General features: G+C 72.2%; 18 protein-coding genes. 9 read left to right on the plus strand and 9 right to left on the minus strand.

Annotated elements, in window-relative coordinates:
* Positions 1–214 precede the first annotated feature (214 nt).
* The 7 genes from ACWCSU_RS16835 to ACWCSU_RS16865 all read left to right on the plus strand — a co-directional run bounded on the left by ACWCSU_RS16835 (position 215) and on the right by ACWCSU_RS16865 (position 8039).
* Positions 215–1735 carry a golvesin C-terminal-like domain-containing protein gene (locus ACWCSU_RS16835; protein ID WP_364099963.1) on the plus strand — a complete coding sequence of 507 codons (1521 nt, stop codon included), beginning with the start codon at positions 215–217 and terminating at the stop codon, positions 1733–1735.
* Between the two features lie 118 nt (positions 1736–1853).
* Complete coding sequence (locus ACWCSU_RS16840; protein WP_449935844.1) at positions 1854–2861, plus strand: LacI family DNA-binding transcriptional regulator; 1008 nt, start codon at positions 1854–1856, stop codon at positions 2859–2861.
* Positions 2858–4360, plus strand: coding sequence for a sugar ABC transporter ATP-binding protein (locus tag ACWCSU_RS16845; RefSeq protein ID WP_449935845.1), 1503 nt, complete (start codon positions 2858–2860; stop codon positions 4358–4360). The genes ACWCSU_RS16840 and ACWCSU_RS16845 overlap by 4 nt, the downstream gene beginning before the upstream one ends.
* On the plus strand, positions 4350–5327 hold the full coding sequence (locus tag ACWCSU_RS16850) for an ABC transporter permease (protein WP_352358766.1): 978 nt from the start codon (positions 4350–4352) through the stop codon (positions 5325–5327). The genes ACWCSU_RS16845 and ACWCSU_RS16850 overlap by 11 nt, the downstream gene beginning before the upstream one ends.
* Positions 5328–5345: 18 nt before the next feature.
* Positions 5346–6290 (plus strand): substrate-binding domain-containing protein, encoded by a 945-nt coding sequence (locus ACWCSU_RS16855; RefSeq protein ID WP_364099954.1) that lies wholly within the window; start codon positions 5346–5348, stop codon positions 6288–6290.
* Complete coding sequence (gene rbsD / locus ACWCSU_RS16860) at positions 6287–6676, plus strand: D-ribose pyranase (RefSeq protein ID WP_357707062.1); 390 nt, start codon at positions 6287–6289, stop codon at positions 6674–6676. The genes ACWCSU_RS16855 and rbsD overlap by 4 nt, the downstream gene beginning before the upstream one ends.
* A 67-nt stretch (positions 6677–6743) precedes the next feature.
* A complete protein-coding gene (locus ACWCSU_RS16865) occupies positions 6744–8039 on the plus strand; it encodes an MFS transporter (RefSeq protein ID WP_449935849.1) in 1296 nt (431 codons plus the stop codon).
* A gap of 1 nt (position 8040) precedes the next feature.
* Here the strand turns inward: ACWCSU_RS16865 and ACWCSU_RS16870 are convergent, their stop codons facing one another.
* Genes ACWCSU_RS16870 through ACWCSU_RS16885 form a run of 4 tightly spaced genes read right to left on the minus strand, consistent with a single transcriptional unit; the run spans position 8041 to position 10898 of the window.
* Positions 8041–8793, minus strand: a complete 753-nt coding sequence (locus ACWCSU_RS16870; RefSeq protein WP_449935852.1) for an SDR family NAD(P)-dependent oxidoreductase — start codon at positions 8791–8793, stop codon at positions 8041–8043.
* A 24-nt stretch (positions 8794–8817) separates the two neighbouring features.
* Positions 8818–9396, minus strand: a complete 579-nt coding sequence (locus ACWCSU_RS16875; RefSeq protein WP_357707065.1) for a TetR/AcrR family transcriptional regulator — start codon at positions 9394–9396, stop codon at positions 8818–8820.
* Positions 9397–9445: 49 nt separating this feature from the next.
* Positions 9446–9829 carry a hypothetical protein gene (locus tag ACWCSU_RS16880; protein ID WP_357707066.1) on the minus strand — a complete coding sequence of 128 codons (384 nt, stop codon included), beginning with the start codon at positions 9827–9829 and terminating at the stop codon, positions 9446–9448.
* Between the two features lie 4 nt (positions 9830–9833).
* On the minus strand, positions 9834–10898 hold the full coding sequence (locus ACWCSU_RS16885) for a glycosyltransferase family 9 protein (protein ID WP_449935854.1): 1065 nt from the start codon (positions 10896–10898) through the stop codon (positions 9834–9836).
* Between the two features lie 197 nt (positions 10899–11095).
* Here ACWCSU_RS16885 and rfaE2 point away from each other — a divergent pair, with 197 nt between their 5' ends.
* Positions 11096–12577 carry a D-glycero-beta-D-manno-heptose 1-phosphate adenylyltransferase gene (gene rfaE2, locus ACWCSU_RS16890; RefSeq protein WP_449935856.1) on the plus strand — a complete coding sequence of 494 codons (1482 nt, stop codon included), beginning with the start codon at positions 11096–11098 and terminating at the stop codon, positions 12575–12577.
* On the opposite strand, the gene ACWCSU_RS16895 is transcribed toward rfaE2, so the two are convergent.
* From ACWCSU_RS16895 to ACWCSU_RS16905, 3 genes are read right to left on the minus strand one after another with little or no spacing between them, the layout of a single operon-like run.
* A complete protein-coding gene (locus ACWCSU_RS16895) occupies positions 12549–13328 on the minus strand; it encodes a hydrogenase maturation protease (protein WP_357707069.1) in 780 nt (259 codons plus the stop codon). The genes rfaE2 and ACWCSU_RS16895 overlap by 29 nt on opposite strands.
* A gap of 1 nt (position 13329) precedes the next feature.
* A complete protein-coding gene (locus ACWCSU_RS16900; RefSeq protein ID WP_357707070.1) occupies positions 13330–14220 on the minus strand; it encodes a hypothetical protein in 891 nt (296 codons plus the stop codon).
* The gene (locus ACWCSU_RS16905) at positions 14208–14636 is read right to left on the minus strand and encodes a hypothetical protein (RefSeq protein ID WP_357707071.1); all 429 of its coding nucleotides are present in this window, start codon (positions 14634–14636) and stop codon (positions 14208–14210) included. Before ACWCSU_RS16905 ends, ACWCSU_RS16900 begins: the two co-directional genes overlap by 13 nt.
* A 167-nt stretch (positions 14637–14803) precedes the next feature.
* Here ACWCSU_RS16905 and ACWCSU_RS16910 point away from each other — a divergent pair, with 167 nt between their 5' ends.
* Positions 14804–15307, plus strand: a complete 504-nt coding sequence (locus ACWCSU_RS16910; RefSeq protein ID WP_449935860.1) for a hypothetical protein — start codon at positions 14804–14806, stop codon at positions 15305–15307.
* Positions 15308–15320: 13 nt separating this feature from the next.
* Here the strand turns inward: ACWCSU_RS16910 and ACWCSU_RS16915 are convergent, their stop codons facing one another.
* Together ACWCSU_RS16915 and ACWCSU_RS16920 are read right to left on the minus strand one after the other, a co-directional pair.
* On the minus strand, positions 15321–16430 hold the full coding sequence (locus ACWCSU_RS16915) for an L-dopachrome tautomerase-related protein (protein WP_449935862.1): 1110 nt from the start codon (positions 16428–16430) through the stop codon (positions 15321–15323).
* Between the two features lie 48 nt (positions 16431–16478).
* Positions 16479–17327, minus strand: coding sequence for an alpha/beta fold hydrolase (locus tag ACWCSU_RS16920; RefSeq protein WP_449935864.1), 849 nt, complete (start codon positions 17325–17327; stop codon positions 16479–16481).
* Between the last annotated feature and the right edge of the window lies 1 nt (position 17328).

The raw sequence follows: 17328 nt of genomic DNA on the forward strand, positions 1-17328 counted from the left end.
AGTCCCCCGACCGCAGAGCGCAATAGTTTTCAGGGGCCCAACTTTCCCGCCACCCCTTGGATGGCGGGCGGAAAGTTTTACCTAACACGTCTGTAATGTCAATTATCGACATTGTGTCAGAGGTGACATACGTTGGGCCGCATTCGGCGGCCAAACGCGGGCCGCGGACACGCGCCCGCGTTCCACCCGTCACCCCCCAACGAGGAGCATCCCCATGATTCTCGCCCGCACGCGATTAGCTGCCCTCGCCACCTCCGCCCTGACCGTCGCCCTGATCACCGCAGGCCAGCCCGCCGCCCAGGCCGCCCGGGAACCCGCGCTGCCGGCGGCGTTCGCCAAGGCCGCCTCGGCCAGCGACGTCCCCCGCGACCTGCTGGTCGCGCTCGCCTACGCCGAGACCCACCTCGACGACCACCAGGGCAAGCCCAGCGCCAGCGGCGGCTACGGCCTGATGCACCTGGTCAGCAACCCCACGGCGCACGCGCTGGAGAAGGCCGCCGAGCTCACCAGCCTGCCGGTCGAGAAGCTGCGCTCCGACAACGAGTCCAACATCCTCGGCGGCGCCGCCGTCCTCCGCTCCTACGCCGACGAGCTCGGCCTGGACGACGCCGCCCGCAAGGACGCCGGCCGCTGGTACCAGGCCGTCGCCAAGTACGGCAACGCCTCCTCGCCGGAGACCGCCCGCCTGTACGCCGACGCGGTCTACGAGCAGCTCGGCCTGGGCATCAAGGCCAGGGGCGTGACCGTCAAGCCCCAGGAGGTCACCGCCGACCGCGGCGAGTACGCCAACGCCCGCGACCTGAACGCCCGCTCCGACGTAGGCGTGCTCAGCACCGACTATGGCCCGGCCGCCTGGGTCGCGGCCAGCTCCAGCAACTACACCGCCTCCAGCCGGCCGTCGAGCTACGCCATCGACCGCGTGGTCATCCACGTGACGCAGGGCTCGTACGCCGGGACGATCTCCTGGTTCCAGAACTCCGCCGCGCAGGTCTCGGCGCACTACGTCGTCAAGTCCTCCAACGGCGCCATCACCCAGATGGTGCGCGAGAAGGACGTCGCCTGGCACGCCGGCAACTGGACGTACAACACCAGGTCGATCGGCATCGAGCACGAGGGCTACGTCAGCGAGGCCTCGTGGTTCACCGACGCCATGTACCGCGCGTCGGCGGCCCTGACCAAGGCCATCTGCGACAAGTACGGCATCCCGAAGGACCGCGCCCACATCATCGGGCACAACGAGGTTCCCGGCGCCGACCACACCGACCCGGGGTCGTACTGGAACTGGACCACGTACATGAACTACGTGACCGGCGGCGGCACGCCCTCGTGGTCCACCACGGTGGACAACGCCACCTCCGGCAAGTTCACCGCCAGCGCCAACTGGGGCACCTCCGCCTACTCCGCCCAGCGTTACGGCGCCGACTACCGCTTCGCCGACCCGGTCGCCTCCAGCGACCCGGCCTGGTACCAGGCCGCGATCCCCAGCGCGGGCACGTACAAGGTGGAGGTCTGGTATCCGTCCGATCCCGGTTACAACAGCTCGGCGCCGTACATCGTGGCGGCCTCGGGCGGTAACCAGACCGTCTACGTCGACCAGCGTTCCGGCGGCGGAGGGTGGCGCAGCATCGGCACCTTCTCACTGAACGCCGGCACCTACAACGTCGTCGGCATCAGCCGGTGGACCGCCGGCACGGGTCTCGTCATCGCCGACGCGGTCCGGATCAGCAAGGTCTGACCCCCCGAACCCGCGAAGCCGGCTCACACCCTCTCCCCCGGGGGTGTGAGCCATTTCACTTTGCCAATCATGTAATCGATTTCATAAGCTGCCGTGTAATCGATTACACGGAGGAACGATGGCAAGGATCAAGGATGTCGCCGCGCAGGCCGGTGTCTCCGTCGCCACGGTCTCCCGCGTGCTCAACGACAACCCCTCGGTCAACGAGGAGACCCGGCGCCGAGTTTACGACGCGATGAACGCGCTCAACTACGTGCCCAACGCCGTCGCCCGCTCCCTGCGCACGACCGCGACCAGGACGATCGGCCTGATCATCGGCGACGTCCTGAACCCGTTCTTCACCGAGCTGGCCAGAAGCGTCGAGGACGAGGCCAGGCGCGAGGGCTTCACGGTCGTCATGGGCAACGCCGACGAACGCGCCGACCAGCAGGACCACTACGTGCGCACGCTGCTGGAGCAGCGCGTGGACGGGCTGCTGATCTGCCCGACCGCCGAGGTCACGCCGCTGGTGCAGCAGCTCGCCGAGGCCGGCCGGCCGGTGGTCTTCCTCGACCGCACGATCGCCGGGCTCGACGTGCCCTCCGTGCGCTCCGACGGCGCCGCCGCCATCGCCGAGCTGGTCCGCCACCTGCGCGAGCAGGGCCACCGCCGGATCGCCCTGGCCTCCGGCCCGGCCACCCTGTCCACCGGACGCGAGCGCACGGACGCCTTCGCCACCGCGATGGCCGCCGAGGGCCTGGAGGTGCGCCCCGAGTACGTGCGCCCCGGCGACTTCCGCGAGGGCAGCGGCCGGCGCATCACCGCCGAGCTGCTCGACCTGCCCGAGCCGCCCGAGGCCATCTTCTTCGGTGACAACCTGATGACGCTGGGCGGGCTGGAGGAGATCCAGGCCAGGAGCCTGCGCATCCCCGCCGACGTCGCCGTCGCCTCCTTCGACGACGTGACCTGGTTCAAGCACACCGCCCCGCCGATCACCGCCATCGCCCAGCCGACCGCCGAGATGGGGCGCCTGGCCGTGCGGCTCGTGATCGGCCGGATCCAGAGCGGGCAGGCGGCCGACTCGCACGTCCTGCCTGCTCACCTGGTGATTCGCCGATCTTGTGAGCGGAAAGGGATCATGGAGTGAGCGCGGAGATACTCAAGGCCGAGGGCCTGCGCAAGGTCTTCCCCGGTGTCGTGGCACTCGACGGCGTCGATCTCAGCCTGCGCGCCGGCGAGGTGCACGTCCTGCTCGGCGAGAACGGCGCGGGCAAGAGCACGCTGATCAAGATCCTGTCGGGCGCGTACCGGCCGGACGGCGGGCGCGTCACCGTCGACGGGCAGCCGGTGGACATCCGGTCGGCGGGCGACGCCCAGCGGCTCGGCATCGCCACCATCTACCAGGAGTTCAACCTGGTCCCCCAGCTCACCGTCGCGGAGAACCTGGCGCTCGGCCGCCCGCCGCGCCGCTTCGGGCTGGTGGACAAGAAGCGCATGGAACGGCAGGCCAAGGCGCTGCTCGACCGCGTCGGCGTGGACGTCGACCCGGCGACCCCGATCTCCCGGCTCGGCATCGCCCGCATGCAGATGGTGGAGATCGCCAAGGCGCTCGCGCTCGACGCCCGCGTGCTCATCATGGACGAGCCCACCGCCGTGCTCACCTCCGGCGAGGTCGCCAAGCTGTTCACGATCGTCCGCCAGCTCCGCGACGAGGGCGTGTCGATCGTGTTCATCACCCACCACCTGGAGGAGATCGCCGAGATCGGCGACCGGGTGACCGTGCTGCGCGACGGCAGGTCGGTCACCGAGATCCCGGCCGACACCCCGCAGGACGAGCTGGTCAGGCTCATGGTGGGCCGCCCGATCGACCAGCAGTTCCCGCGCCAGGCCGCCGAACGCGGCGAGGCCCTGCTCAAGGTCTCCGGCCTCGGCCGCAGGGGCGTCTTCGACGACGTGTCGTTCGAGGTGCGCGCGGGTGAGGTGGTCGGGGTCGCCGGGCTGGTGGGCGCCGGCCGCACCGAGGTCGCGCGGGCCGTCTTCGGCGCCGACCGCTACGACGCCGGCGAGGTGGTCGTGCGCGGCAGGCGCCTGGCCCCCGGCGACGTGCACGCCGCCATGGAGGCCGGGCTCGGGCTCGTCCCCGAGGACCGCAAGGGCCAGGGCCTGGTGCTCGGCGCGGACGTGGCCGAGAACCTGGGCCTGGTCACCATGCGCGCCGCCACCCGCGCCGGCTTCGTCGACCGCGCCGGCCAGCGCAAGGCCGCCGGGAAGGTGGCCGAGCAGCTCGGCATCCGGATGACCGGCCTGGACCAGGAGGTCCGCACGCTGTCCGGCGGCAACCAGCAGAAGGTCGTCATCGGCAAGTGGCTGGTCGCCGACGCGGGCGTGCTCATCCTCGACGAGCCGACCCGCGGCATCGACGTCGGGGCCAAGGTCGAGATCTACCAGCTCATCAACGCGCTCACCGCCTCCGGGCACGCCGTGCTCATGATCTCCAGCGATCTGCCGGAGGTGCTCGGCATGAGCGACCGCATTCTGGTCATGGCCCGCGGCAGGCTCGTCGGCGAGCTGCCCGCGACCGGGACCACGCAAGACGACGTCATGGCCCTCGCGGTCACGGATGTGGAGGGTCCCCGTGCCAAGTAGCACCGTTCCGAACAAGCTCACCGGCCGCCGGTCGCCCGCCGCGGCCTGGTTCGCCGAGAACGGCGCGCTCGCCGCGCTCGTCGTGCTGGTCGTGGCGCTGTCGTTGTTGTCGTCCGACTTCCTCAGCGTGACGAACCTGCTCAACGTCGGCGTCCAGGCGGCCGTCACCGCGATCCTGGCCTTCGGCGCCACGTTCGTGATCGTCACCGGCGGCATCGACCTGTCCGTCGGCTCGGTCGCCGCGCTGTCGGCGATCGTGCTGGCCTGGACGGCCACCAGCGCCGGGCTGCCGTGGCCGGTCGCCGTGGTGGTCTCGCTGGCCGTCGGCGTCGTGTGCGGCCTGGTCAACGCGGCCCTGATCGCGTACGGGAAGCTGCCGCCGTTCATCGCCACGCTGGCCATGCTCGGCATCGCCCGCGGCCTGGCCCTGGTCATCTCGCAGGGCAGCCCGATCGCGATGCCCGACTCGGTCTCGCATCTGGGCGACACCCTCGGCGACTACCTGCCGATCCCGGTGCTGGTGATGCTGGTCATGGGCGTGATCGCGGCCGTGGTGCTCAACCGCACGTACCCGGGCCGGGCCATGTACGCCATCGGCGGCAACGAGGAGGCCGCCCGGCTGTCCGGCATCAAGGTCAACCGGCAGAAGCTCATCACGTACGCGCTGTCCGGCGTCTTCGCGGCGGTGGCCGGGATCGTCCTGGCCAGCCGCCTGGCCTCGGCCCAGCCGCAGGCCGCGGCGGGCTACGAACTGGACGCGATCGCGGCCGTCGTCATCGGCGGCGCGAGCCTGTCCGGCGGCAAGGGCAGGGCGCTCGGCACCTTCGTCGGCGCGCTCATCCTCGCCGTGCTGCGCAACGGGTTGAACCTGCTGTCCGTCTCGGCGTTCTGGCAGCAGGTCGTGATCGGCGTGGTGATCGCGCTCGCGGTCCTCGTCGACACCCTGCGGCGCAGGGGAACGAACTAGGAAAAGGAAGTAAAGATCATGCGGATTCCCGCGATTGTCATGGCCGGCGCCGCGCTCACGCTCGGCCTGGCCGCCTGCGGCTCCTCCGGCGACGGCGGCTCCGGAGGCACGTCCTCGGGGGGCGGGGACATCAAGATCGGCATGTCGGTGTCGACCCTGAACAACCCCTACTTCGTGCAGCTGCGCAGCGGCGCGGAGGCGGAGGCCAAGAAGGAGGGCGTCACGCTGACCGTCACCGACGCCCAGAACGACGCCTCCCAGCAGGTGAACCAGGTCCAGAACTTCACCAGCCAGAACATGAAGGCGATCATCGTCAACCCGGTCGACTCCGACGCGGCGGCCCCGGCGGTCAAGGCGGCGGACCGGGTCAAGATCCCGGTGATCGCGGCCGACCGCGGCGTCAACGGCGCCGAGGTGGCCCAGACGGTGGCCTCCGACAACGTGGCCGGCGGCAAGCTGGCCGCCCAGGAGCTGGCCAAGCAGCTCGGCGAGAAGGGCAGCGTGGTCGTGCTGCAGGGCACGGCGGGCACGTCCGCCTCGCGCGACCGGGGCCAGGGCTTCGCCGACGGCATCGCCGCGTACCCGAACATCAAGGTCGTCGCCAAGCAGCCGGCCGACTTCGACCGCACCAAGGGCCTGGACGTCATGACCAACATGCTCCAGTCGAACCCCGGCATCACCGGCGTCTTCGCCGAGAACGACGAGATGGCGCTCGGCGCGATCAAGGCCCTGGGCGCCAAGGCGGGCCAGCAGGTCAAGGTCGTCGGCTTCGACGGCACCCCCGACGGCCTGAAGGCCGTGCAGGCGGGCACGCTGGCCGCCAGCGTCGCCCAGCAGCCGTCGCTGCTCGGCCAGCAGGCGGTGCAGGCCGCGGTCAAGGCCGCCAAGGGCGAGACCATCGAGAAGACGGTGGCCGTGCCCGTCAAGGTGGCGACCAAGGAGAACGTCGCGGACTTCCAGTGAAGCGCGCGGGGATACTGAACGCCGAGCTGGCGGGGGCCATGGCCCGGCTCGGCCACACCGACCAGGTGCTGGTCTGTGACAGCGGGATGCCCGTGCCGCCCGGCGTCCGGGTCGTCGACCTGGCGTTCCTGCCGGGCATCCCGGCCTTCGCCGACGTGCTCGACGGGCTGCTGGCCGAGCTCGTCGTCGAGGGGGCCACGGCGGCCGAGGAGGTGCGCGCGGGCAACCCGGGCTGCGCCGAGCTGCTCTCGGCCCGGCTGCCGGGGCTGGCGTACGTGCCGCACGAGGAGCTGAAGCTGCTGTCGGCGGGGGTGCGGCTGGCCGTCCGTACCGGGGAGGCCACGCCGTACTCGAACGTGATCCTGCGGTGCGGGGTGGCGTTCTAGGGACGCCTGCCCCGGGGCGCTGGGAAGCGGGCGGAGGAAGATCTACTCTGGCGTCGAGGGAGGCGCCATGACCCACGAGGCAGCAGAGCCGGACCCCGCCCAACTCCGTCGCGTCGCCATGGCGAGCGCGGTCGGCACCACGATCGAGTGGTACGACTACTTCATCTACTCCACGGCCGCCGCGCTGGTCTTCGGCTCCCAGTTCTTCTCACCGCTCTCGCCCGCCTCGGGCACGCTGGCCGCGTTCGCCACGCTCGGCGTCGGGTTCCTGGCCCGGCCCGTGGGCGGCCTGGTGTGGGGCCACTTCGGCGACCGGCTCGGGCGCAAGGCGATGCTGATCGCGTCCCTGCTGCTGATGGGCGCGGCCACGGTCGGCGTCGGGCTGCTGCCCACCTATGACCAGATCGGGGTGCTGGCCCCGATCCTGCTCCTGGCCCTGCGGTTGCTCCAGGGGCTCAGCGCCGGCGGTGAGTGGGGCGGCGCGGCTCTGCTCGCCGTCGAGCACGCCCCGCCCGGCCGACGGGGCCGCTACGGGCTGTACTCCCAGGTGGGCGTGCCCGCCGGACTGATCCTGGCGCAACTGGTGTACGTCGCGGTGACGGCCAGGCTGTCGGAGGCGCAGTTCACGAGCTGGGGCTGGCGGCTGCCGTTCCTGTTCAGCATCGTGCTGGTCGGGGTCGGGCTGTTCATCAGGCTGCGGGTGGCCGAGACGCCGGTGTTCCGGGCGCTGGCCGCCGAGCAGGCCCGCAGCAGGCGGCCCGTCCTCGACGTCTTCCGCGAGCGGCCGCGGGCGCTGCTGATCGCCTCGGCCAGCTTCATCGCCAACACCGCGATCGGCTACGTGTTCCTCGCCTACCTCCTGTCCTACGGCACCCAGGTGCTGAAGGTCGGCAGGAACGTCATGCTGGTCGTGGTGATCATCGGCAGCCTGACCTGGCTGGCCGGGATCGTGGCCTCGGCGATCTGGTCCGACCGGATCGGCCGCAAGCCGGTCTACCTGGCCGGCTCGGTGCTCCTCGTGGTCTGGGCCGTGCCGTTCTTCCTGCTGGTGGACACCAAGGTCGCCGCGCTGATGGTGGTCGCCGTGGTGGTGCTCAACGTGGGGCTCGCCGCGACGTACGGGCCCCAGTCGGCGTTGTTCGCCGAGATGTTCGAGGCCCGCTACCGCTACAGCGGGGTCTCCTTCTCGTACGCGGTCGGCGCGCTGCTCGGCGGCGGGTTCGCCCCGCTGGTCGCGACGGCGCTGCACGAGGCGACCGGCACGTCGTTGTCGGTGTCGGCGTACATGGCCGGGGTCGGGCTGATCAGCCTGGTGGCGGTGCTGGCCATGAAGGAGACCCGTACGCCGCGGGCGGCCGGCTGAGTCAGGCCGTGGCGCCGCCGTCGATCACGTGGTCCTGCCCGACGACGAAGCTGGACTCCGGCGAGGACAACCACAGCGCGGCCGCGGCGATCTCCTCCGGGGTGGCGACGCGGCCGATCGGCAGGGCGTCGCGCATGCGCTCGTCGCGCTCGGCGGGCGTCTCGCCGGGCCGCATGGACATGGGCGAGTCGATCGGGCCGGGGCTGACGGCGTTGACGCGGACGCCGTCGGCGATGTGGTCGCGGGCGGCGGTGCGGGTCAGGTGGCTCACCCCGGCCTTCGAGGCGGCGTAGGCGGCGGCCCCGGGCAGGCGCCAGTGGGCGCCCAGGTTGCTGGCCACGTTGACGATCGTCCCGCCGCCATGTTCGCGCATGTACGCGATCTCGTGCTTCATCGACAGGAACACGCCCTTGAGGTTCACCGCGAGCACGGTGTCCCAGGTGTCCTCGTCGTAGTCGGCCACCGGGGCCAGCATGCCGAAGACGCCCGCGGCGTTGAGCGCCATGTCGAGCCCCCCGTAGCGGGTGACGGCGGCCTCCACCATGGCGGCGACGGAGGCCGAGTCGGTCACGTCCACGGTGAAGCCGGCGGCCCGCCCGCCCTCGGCCTCGATCTCCTTGACCACCTCGCCGAGCCGTCCGGTGTCCCGCCCGGCGGCCAGAACGGACGCGCCCTTCCTGGCGTACGCCAGCGCGGCGGCCCGTCCCACGACCCCGGTGGCCCCGGTGACCACCACGACTTTTCCTTCAAACACCAAGAACTCCTAGAACGATCGGTCTTAAATTTGGACGGCCACCATGGCCTGCTCGACCGCGTCGCGCAGGCGGCGCGGGTCAGGATCGGCGCGCCCGAGCACGCGCAGCCCCTGCAGCAGCACGAGCAGGAACCTGGCCAGCGCGTAAGGGTCCTTCGACTCCGGGATCTCCCCCTGGGCGCGGGCGCGGACCAGCGCGGCGGCCAGCGCCGTCTCCAGCTCGGCCCAGCTCGCCGTCACCCGGCGCGACAGCTCGGCGTCCCGCGAGGCGAACTCCACGGCCGTGTTGACGACCATGCAGCCGCGCCGCAGCTCGTCGGCGAGGATCTCGGCCACGTACGCGTCGAGGAAGGCGCGTACGGCCGGCACCGCGGGCCCCGGCTGGGCCAGCGGCTCGACCACGTTGCGCCGGGCCAGGTAGCGCTCCAGCGCCTTGACGTAGAGCTCCCGCTTGCCGCCGAAGGTGCCGTAGATGCTGGCCCGCGCCAGCCCCAGCCGCTCCACCAGGTCGGCCATCGAGGTCGCCTCGTAACCGCGCTCCCAGAACAGGTCGAGCGCCCGGTCGAGCGCGACCTCGGGATCGAACTCCTTGCTCCGTGCCACGCGGTGAAGCTACCACATTCAAGAACGAGCGGTCTAATTTGTTCGGCGTCTACGCACCCGGCTCACGGAACTCCGGGGCCTGGCCGTCGTCCGGCCGGTCCAGGTTCGGGTTGAGGGATTCGAGCGGCGTGTCGTCCGCGACGGCCCGCTCGGCGGCGGCGCTCTCCTCCACCGGCCGCTGCCGCGGGATGCTCAGCAGGCCGAGGCTGTCCTGCTCGCCCCGCCGCCTGATGACGTCGTTGATCGCCTCGGCCATCTCCTCCCTGGAGTAGCTGCCCTCCGGCAGCTCGTTGAGATGGGCCAGCATGTCGGCGGGGATGCGCACGTGCGCGGAGACCCGCGCGTACACCTCGCGGACCGCCACCCGGTCCCGCCCCTGGAACGCCTCGTCCAGGGCCTCCTGGAGCTCGTCCAGCACAGCGTGATCAGCCATTTCCTTACCCCTTCAGTAGGTCTTCGGCTTGCTCGGTCACGTCGTCCACCGAGACGTCCGCGACCCACGTCCCGTCGTGCTCGCAGCGTTCGGCCTCCACGTCCACGCCGCTCGCGCCGCAGGACGGGCACCGGGTGGTCCAGGAGACCAGCGGCCGGTGCGCGGTCCTGGTGAGCGGCCCCGCGTTGATGAGGTTGCCGCACCAGTAGACGGCGACCGTGGGGGTGCCGACGGCCGCGGCCAGGTGGCGCGGGCCGGTGTCGTTGGCGATCACCAGGTCGCAGCGCTCGTACAGGGCGGCCAGGCCGCCGAGGGTCAGCGTGCCGACGACGGGGATCACCGGATACCCGCGCCCGCGCATGGCCGCGATCGTCGCCTCCACCAGGTCCTTCTCGGCCGAGTTCCCGGTCACCGCGACGGGCCGGCCGAGCCGGTCGGCCACCTCGGCGAAGCGTTCGGCGGGCCAGCGCCGCCGCGGGTCCGTCGCCCCCGGATGCAGCGCGATCAGCCGGGACGGCGGCTCGCCGAACGACTCGGCCAGCTCCGCCCGGTCGCGGCCGGTGACGGGTACCTGCGCTTCGAGCCGCTCGGCGAGCCCGCCGACCAGCTCGGCCACCTGGAGGAAGCGCAGCGTCTCGTGCTGGAAGTACGTGTAGGGCACCCACCGGTCCAGTTCCTCGGCGTCCGGGGAGCGCAGCCCGGCGGTCACCCGCGCCCCGAGCGACCGCAGGAACGGGTTGGTGAAGCGCCCGCCGCCGTGGATCTGCACCGCCAGGTCGAACGACCGCTCCCGCAGCTCGGCGCGGGTCTCGTCGGGCACCGGGTAACCGTGCTCCGGCGTCGAGACCCCCGAGATCGGCGGCAGCGCCACCACGTCGTCCACCGGGCCCGGCCGCCCGGACAGGAACTCGGCGTGCCACGGCGTGCCGAGCAGGGTGAGCCTGGCCTCGGGGTAGGCCCGCTTGATCGCGTCGATGGCCGGCAGCGCGACCAGGTAGTCGCCGATGGCGTTGGCCCGCAGGACGGCGACGCTCCGCACGTCCCCCACCAGGCCTGGCCGGGCCGTCATCGGGTCTCCGGCATGTAGTCGTAGCATTCCGCGCTCCTGTCCACAACGGTGGTCGGCAGCCCGCAGCCCAGCTCTCCCATGGCCGGCTGGTCCTTGGCCGGGCTACCCGGCAGGGATGGCCCATAACTTCGGTTATGGGACGAACCTATTTGAACCGATATGCGTTTGAGCTGGGCTTTCGCAGGTATTCGCCCTCTATGGGCACCCTGAGGGAAGAGACGGTCAGCGCGGTCGTCGTCGGCGACGTCATGCTCGACTCGTGGCTGCACGGGTCGGCCAAGCGGCTGGCCCAGGAGGCGCCGGTGCCCGTGCTGAACCTGGAGGCGGTCGAGGACGCGCCGGGCGGGGCCGCCAACACGGCGGCCAACCTGGTGGCGCTCGGCGCCCGCGTCCGGCTCGTCGGCGTCGTGGGCGACGACCCCTGCGGCGACCAGCTCGTCCAGGCATTGCGGCTGCTCGGGGTGGAGACGGACCTGCTGCCGGTGCCGGGACGGCGTACCGCGCACAAGCGGCGCCTGGTGGCCGGCGGCCAGCTCGTCGCCCGCTACGACGAGGAGGACCGTGACGTCGTCCCGCCCGAGACCGAACGGGACCTGCTGGCCCGCCTCTCGGACGCCGTGACGGGCGCGGACGTCGTCGTGGCCTGCGACTACGGCGGCGGCGTGTTCACCCCGGCCGTGCGGCGGTCGCTGGCCGGGCTGCCGCTGCTCGTGGTGGACGCGCACGCGATCGCGCCCTGGGGCGAGTGCGGCCCGGCGGCGGTGCTGCCCAACTACGCCGAGGTGGTGCACCTGCTCGGCGAGGCAGCCGACACGACCGTTGCAACCGAGGCCGCCGACCGGCCGGCGTACCTGATGGCGCGTTCGGAGCGGATCCTGGCCGCCACCCGGGCCCGGATCGCGGTGACCACCCTGGACGGCGAGGGCACGCTGCTGCACAGGGCCGGCCGCCCGCCGTACCGGACCTACGCCCAGCCCGCGCCGCCGCACATGGCGACCGGCGCGGGCGACACCTACACCGCGGCCTTCTCGCTCTGGCTGGCCGCCGGCGCGACGCCGGAGGAGGCCGCAGAGGCGGGCCAGGCCGCCGCCGGAGTGGTCGTCCGCCGCCCCGGCACGGCCGTCTGCACCCGCTACGAGCTGCTGCGCGCCCTGCGCCGCCAGGAGGGCACCGTGCAGGCCCCCGAGCGCCTGGCCCAGCTCCTGGACGAGCACCGGCGCAGGGGCGAGCGGATCGTGTTCACCAACGGCTGCTTCGACGTGCTGCACCGGGGGCACGTCAGCTACCTGGAACAGGCCGGGCAGCTCGGGGACGTGCTCGTGGTCGCGGTCAACAGCGACCTCAGCGTGACCCGGCTGAAGGGCCCGGGCCGCCCGGTCAACCCCTGCGAGGACCGCATGTCGGTGCTGGCCGCCCTGAACGACGTGGACTACGTGACCGAGTTCGACGAGGACACCCCGGAGCGGCTGATCAGGCTGATCAGGCCGGAGATCTACGTCAAGGGCGGCGACTACACCCCGGAGATGCTGGCCGAGGCGCCGCTGGTGCGCTCGCTCGGCGGCGAGGTGCGGGTGCTCGACTACCTGCCCGACCGCTCGACGACCGCCGTCATCGGCCGCATGCGCTCGGCGCCCGGCGAACCGGACACGGTCAGGCCCTTTCCGCCAGCACGTCCATGACCAGCGAACGCACCATCCGCAGGGCCTCCTCGACCGCCCCGCGCACCGGCTCGCTCAGCTCCACCAGCACGTCGTCGGTGACCAGCCGGGCCGGCTCGCAGCACAGCACGAGCACCCGCTCGGGCACCCGGCCGAGCTCCCGCGCCATGCGCAGCACCTTGACCGGGTCGAGGCCGTGGTTCTCGGCCCCGGCGCCGCCCGGGCAGGGCAGGTCGTGCAGGTCGGGTTCGAGCAGGGTGAGCGTGCCCGGCTGCTCGCCGCGCGGCGCGGCGTCCACGAGGATCGCGGCCTCGTAGTCGCGCTGGAGCGCGTAGGCCAGGTCGAGGCCGCGGCTGCCGAAGTCGATCACGTCGGCGGGCAGGTCGTCGTCGGCCAGGCGGCGCACGACCTCGACGCCGAAGCCGTCGTCGCCGAGGAAGACGTTCCCGATCCCGGCCACCAGGACGCGCGGACGGCAGCCGCCTCCGACGGGTTCGAGCTCCTCCGCCGAGTAGAAGAACCGGTGGCACGGCAGCCTGGACTCGCCCAGGTCGCGCAGCGGGTCGCCGGCGAGGGTGACGCCGACGTGGAAGCCGCCGTCGTCGTCCCGCTCGACGCTCTCGACCACCGCCAGGCGGCCGTTGAGCGCGAGGTCGAGGATGTCGGCGCGGCTCTTGGGGCGCAGGCGCACCCGGCTGCCCGGGGCCAGCCGCACGCCGTCGACGATCGCCTCGGCCGGGCCGAGCCGTTCGGGGTGGGACCGAGTATCCATGTCACGTCTCCCGCATGGTGCCGTGCAGGCGCATGAGCTCTTCCGGGGTGAGCGCGGCGCAGTGGTCGAGGAGCTGGTCGATCTCCGTGGCGTCGAACGTGCCGCCCTCCGGCGCGACCTTGGGATGGTCGTAGAGGATGACCGGCGCGGACAACATCGTGTGCCGGTCGCCCTCCTCGCCCACCAGCACCGGCCAGGTGCCGATGTTGTGGCAGCCCGCGGCGAGCGTCCGCAGGGCGTCGGGCGGCTCCATCAGCGAGACGAACCGGCCGCCCGGCGAGCTCACCACCGTGTGCGCGGAGATCAAGGTGTGCTTCATGGCCTCCGCCCGCGAGTCGCCCTGCCACGGGCTGGTGTTCGCCACCCGGACGGTGATCCGGAACAGGCCCTCGCGCAGCCGTTCGGCGAACACCTCGGCCCGGCCGCTCAGCGCCTCCCAGCCGCGCAGCAGCACGCCCTCGCCGTCGAGCCATTCGGCCCGCTGGCCCGGCGGCACGTGGATCTCCATGCCGGCCGGGCAGCCCAGCAGGTCGGCCAGGCGCAGCCCGGTCTCGGCCACCTCGCGCTCCTTGGCCTCCTCCCTGGGCCGGTGGCGGACGCCGCCGACGGTCAGCTCGGGCACGCGGACCAGCTCGCCCTCGCGCTGCACGGCCACCTCGCAGGTGACCAGGTGCAGGAAGCGCACGTGCACGTCCACGACGTCGTCGCCGCCGGCCTCCAGCAGGCACTGGGTCTGGGTCAGCCACGGGTTGCCCTCGTGCGCCCGGCCGTAGGACTCGGGGTGCACGCCGCCGAACGTCCAGCGCCGCCGGTCGGCGGCGGAGCGGCGGCTGGGCCACAGCAGGTGGCCGCCGTAGAGGACGGCCCTGGCGACGCGTCTCACATGGTCCATCTGCCGGCCCCCACGCCGGGCTCGGACCGGACGATCTCGACCTGCTCGACCTCCGGCGCCGCGTCGCGCACGGCCCGGCGCACCGCGTCCGCCGAGCCGCCCCCGCCCTCGCCGTCGTCGCCGAGGCGCAGGCGTACGAGGTCGCCCTCGACGGCGACCACCTCGGCGCCGGTGCCGCGCAGCGCGTCCTCGACCCGGGTCCGCACGTCGATCGGGTGGAGGTCGTGCAGCAGCAGGAGGTGCGCGACCACGTCGTCGGCGGCCAGCCGGGCGGCCAGTTCGTCGTCGGCCGCGGCCATGATCCGTGTGAGGCCCTCGCCGTAGAGGTCGAGCAGGGCCTGGGCCAGCTCGACGGCGGGCGGTTCGGCCCGTTCGAGCAGGCTCTCGATCCTGCCGATGCGTGCGTTCAGCGACATGAACCCTCCCGGACGGTCATGCCGTCAGGAAACCTGTCGTATTTAGCGGCATTCATCGGCCTTAAGCCCCCCAAGTGGCCATTGCAGAGGTTTAGCGATGGCGTCGTTCGGTATCCGATCAGTACCTCTACGTAGCGGGCATACCGCGTCGACGAAGGCGGCAAACCATGACCCAGACCCTGCCCACGCGCCCGGAGCTGTCCGAAGAGGCTCAACCGGAGGAGAAGGAGGAGCGCGGCCACCCGATCCTGCGCGCCATGGCCCGCGGCGCCGTCGGCTCGATGGCCATGTCGGGCCTGCGTCAGCTCACCGTCTCGCTCGGGATGGTGGACCGCACGCCGCCGGAGTCGGTCCTGCAGAAGACCGCGCCGCAGCTCTTCCGCGACATCCCGGTGGAACGCCGCCCGGCCCTGGTGGAGGCGGTCCACTGGCTGTACGGCGCGGCCGGCGGCGCCGGGTTCGGCCTCCTGCCCCGCGCGGTGCGCGAACGGCGCTGGAGCGGCCCGCTCTACGGTGTGCTCGCCTGGGCCGCGTTCGAGGCCGGCATCGCCCCGGCGCTCGGCCTGCCGCGCAGCCGCCACACCGCCTCGGAACGCGTGGCGCTGCTGGCCGACCACCTCCTGTACGGCGCCGTCGTGGGCTCCTCGGCCCGGTCCCGCCCGCGCCGCTAGCCGGACCAGCCGCCTAGACCAGCCGCACCGGCCCGGCGTCGATCGGCACCCGGAACAGCGCGTACGGGTACCGCCGCCGGTCCAGCCCGCCCTGGAACCTGGCCTGGCGGTGCAACTGGTTGGCGGTCACGTACAGGTGGCCGTCGGCCACGGACAACGTGTCGGGCCAGAGCAGGCGGGCGTCGTGGACCAGCGTGTCGATCGTGCCATCGGGCATCCGGCACAGCACCGCGTTGTGCTCCCAGTCGGTCAGGTAGATGCGTCCGGCGTCGTCGGCCTCCAGGCCGTCGGCCGAGCCGCCCTTGTCGCCCTCGTCCCTGACGGTGGCGGCCACTTCGGCGTCGTCCAGCGTGCGGTCCACCAGGGCGTCCGTGGACACGCTGTACCAGCGGCGGGAGAGCAGGGGGCAGTACCAGAGCCGCTCGCCGCCGGCCGGGAGCGCGATGCCGTCCGAGCCCATCAGGACCGGCGACGGCGGCCCGTCCTGCGGCCGTTCCAGGAACGGCCGGCCCTCCACGACCGGCAGGAAGTCCGGCGGGCGCCCCGCCTTGGTGCTCGGGTCGTCGTGCAGCCGGCGCCACGCCTGCCCGCTGGCCAGGTCCACCACGATGATCCCGTTGGGCCCCTTGTCGGCGGAATCGGTGAGGTAGGCGACCCCTTTGCGCAGGTCGAACCGCACGTCGTTGAGGTAGGAGGTCTCCAGGGCGACACTGCGGTCGAACAGGATGACCTTGACCACGGTGTCGGTCTCCAGGTCCACGCAGACGAGCTTCGGACCGCCCTTCTTGGTGGGCCGGAACATCGGGCTGCCGGTGTCGAGGATCCACAGCCGGTCCATGGGATCGACGACCACGCTCTGCACCGAGACCAGCCACTTCGACGGCTCGTCGGCCTCGGTGTTCCACTCCCGGTCGGGGTACGGGACGGGCTTGCCGTCCCGCAGCTCGACCACGGTCGCCGGAACGTCGTCACCCCATTTGGGGAAGTTCACGAATATCCGGCCGGCCCGCGAGACCGTGACGCCGGTCGGCATCGGTCCCGACTCGAAGGCGTGCACGAGTTCCAGCTTCCCGATGGGCTCATCGACCGGCTGAACGCCGTCGTGGCCGCTCCCCTTCGCCATGTTCCCCCCGTTCCCCCCGTTCGAGGACCCGCCGGGCAACTGCCCAGCTCAGGCGGGGAGAAACAGCACCTTCTCCAGCCAGGGACGCAGGATCGGCAGCACGTTCGCCGCCTGCATGGCCCCGGTGTGGTCGAGGCCGTCGAGCACCTCGACGTCCCAGCCCAGCGCCTCCATGGCGGCCCGGTTCCGCGCCACCGGACCCCCGATGCTGACGTGGGTGCCGCCCCACCGCTCGTCGTAGACGATCTCGTCGGCCGAGCCGGCGAAGCACAGGCGGGGGCAGGACAGGCGCACCTGGCCGTCGTCGAACCCGCGCAGCGCCCGGTACAGGGTGGCGAACTGCCGGGCCTGCCCCTCGCCGAGGGTCACCTCGGTCGACGACCAGTCCCCCGGCTCGCCCGTCCCGGTGGACGGGGGCGTGGCGGTCTTCGGCGCGACGGCCATGTCGTAGGTGGCCTCGGTGACCCGCAGCATCTCGGCGTACGGGCCGCCGAGCGCCGGATACCCGCCCATGGCCAACGCCGAGAGCCGGTCGGTGCGCAGGGCGAGCTGGAGCCCGCTCAGCGCCAGCCACGAGTAGCCGTAGTAGGCGAACCGGTCGGCCCCCACCGCGTCGGCCACCGACAGGAAGTCGGCCGCCACGTTGTCGGGCGTGAGCGTGTCCGGCTTCGGGTTCGCCAGCACGTGGCCCTCATAGTCGAAGGCCACGACGCGGAAGCCGTCGGAGAGGCCGTCGATGAGCGAGCGGCCGAGCGCGGGGTCGGCCCCCCACTTCCGCATCTCCTCGGCCTGCGGGCCCTCGATCGGCGTGGGGTTGACGGCCAGGAGCAGGTCCGGGCCCGAGCCGTGAACCTCGACCTCGATGGTGCTTCCGTCGTGCAGCGTCGCTGCGGTCATG

The organism is Nonomuraea sp. NPDC001699 (genome assembly GCF_053596455.1).

Bases quoted from the DNA above. Each gene is read 5' to 3' on its own strand.
- ACWCSU_RS16905 (WP_357707071.1), bottom strand. From the start codon at position 14,636: ATGTCGCTGAACGCACGCATCGGCAGGATCGAGAGCCTGCTCGAACGG.
- ACWCSU_RS16910 (WP_449935860.1), top strand. From the start codon at position 14,804: ATGACCCAGACCCTGCCCACGCGCCCGGAGCTGTCCGAAGAGGCTCAA.
- ACWCSU_RS16920 (WP_449935864.1), bottom strand. From the start codon at position 17,327: ATGACCGCAGCGACGCTGCACGACGGAAGCACCATCGAGGTCGAGGTT.
- ACWCSU_RS16880 (WP_357707066.1), bottom strand. From the start codon at position 9,829: ATGGCTGATCACGCTGTGCTGGACGAGCTCCAGGAGGCCCTGGACGAG.
- ACWCSU_RS16895 (WP_357707069.1), bottom strand. From the start codon at position 13,328: ATGGATACTCGGTCCCACCCCGAACGGCTCGGCCCGGCCGAGGCGATC.
- ACWCSU_RS16835 (WP_364099963.1), top strand. From the start codon at position 215: ATGATTCTCGCCCGCACGCGATTAGCTGCCCTCGCCACCTCCGCCCTG.
- ACWCSU_RS16855 (WP_364099954.1), top strand. From the start codon at position 5,346: ATGCGGATTCCCGCGATTGTCATGGCCGGCGCCGCGCTCACGCTCGGC.
- ACWCSU_RS16915 (WP_449935862.1), bottom strand. From the start codon at position 16,430: ATGGCGAAGGGGAGCGGCCACGACGGCGTTCAGCCGGTCGATGAGCCC.
- ACWCSU_RS16900 (WP_357707070.1), bottom strand. From the start codon at position 14,220: ATGGACCATGTGAGACGCGTCGCCAGGGCCGTCCTCTACGGCGGCCAC.
- rfaE2 (WP_449935856.1), top strand. From the start codon at position 11,096: ATGGGCACCCTGAGGGAAGAGACGGTCAGCGCGGTCGTCGTCGGCGAC.
- ACWCSU_RS16865 (WP_449935849.1), top strand. From the start codon at position 6,744: ATGACCCACGAGGCAGCAGAGCCGGACCCCGCCCAACTCCGTCGCGTC.
- ACWCSU_RS16840 (WP_449935844.1), top strand. From the start codon at position 1,854: ATGGCAAGGATCAAGGATGTCGCCGCGCAGGCCGGTGTCTCCGTCGCC.
- ACWCSU_RS16885 (WP_449935854.1), bottom strand. From the start codon at position 10,898: ATGACGGCCCGGCCAGGCCTGGTGGGGGACGTGCGGAGCGTCGCCGTC.